The following is a 904-nucleotide window of genomic DNA, read 5'->3' on the forward strand; positions in this document are numbered from 1 at the left end:
GGGGGGGGTGCCCCGGCCCGGGGCGTTCGGGGTGCCGCGGTCAGCGGCGGGGGTGGCGGGGCAGTTCGTCGGGGTGCCGCACGGCGCCGGCGGGGTCGGTGGCCGCGGCGATGAACGCGGCGATGGCCTCGGGCGGGGTGCTCTCGCCGAACGCGGCGGTCCACAGGTGGTGTTCGTCGCCGGGGTCGGCATACGCGGTGATCTCCCACACCGCGTCCCGGTCGTAGCCGCTGGGCCGTTCGGGCAGGAACGCGACCCGCACGCCGCGGGCGGGGTGCTCCAGGACGGTGTGCCCGGCGGTGCCGTCCAGCACGGTCCACGCCTGGAGGGCGTCGAACACGGGGCCGGTGTCGCACGCCCCGGCCAACCACACCGGCACGGTGACCTCCGTGTCGGGGCCGATCACCGGTTGCGGCACCGCGGAGGGAGTAATGTCCATGACGAATTCCTTTTCTGTCCCCGGGCACGGTTGCGCCCGCGTTGGCATGGAGACTTTCCGCTTTCCCACCCGGCTTGGAATTCCCGCGGCGGGCGTTCCCCGGTATTTCCCGGGAGTATTACGACGTTAACTCCGAAATCCCGTTTCCACCTAGGGCAAATCGGACTTGGCAATGCTGGAATTTCGTGTATTCCACGACCGAATCCGAGGAATCCGCGGCCGTGTGCGACGTCTTCGGTCGCCGGCGCCCGTCCGGTACGGCATCTCCGTGCCGGTGCCCCAGGCGGGCCCGGCGCCCGCGCCGCCGGACACCGGTGCGGTGGCGGTGCCCTGTCCCCGCCGGCCGCCGCGGCGGTCCACGGCATCCATCTGTTACGGAGGATTCGCGGGGCCGAAACGACATGAAGGGCGCGGCGATTCCGGATCCCGCCGCGTGGGCGCGGCGTGCCCGCCCACGCGGGTCGG

At 72.5% G+C, this 904-nt stretch carries 1 protein-coding gene; it reads right to left on the reverse strand.

What is annotated here, in order from left to right; translation table 11 throughout:
• Positions 1-40: 40 nt before the first annotated feature.
• Positions 41-439 carry a DUF317 domain-containing protein gene (locus tag ACRX5S_RS40110; RefSeq protein WP_436778235.1) on the reverse strand — a complete coding sequence of 133 codons (399 nt, stop codon included), beginning with the start codon at positions 437-439 and terminating at the stop codon, positions 41-43.
• Positions 440-904: the final 465 nt, after the last annotated feature.

The organism is Yinghuangia sp. YIM S09857 (genome assembly GCF_051388915.1).
Lineage (GTDB): Bacteria > Actinomycetota > Actinomycetes > Streptomycetales > Streptomycetaceae > Yinghuangia.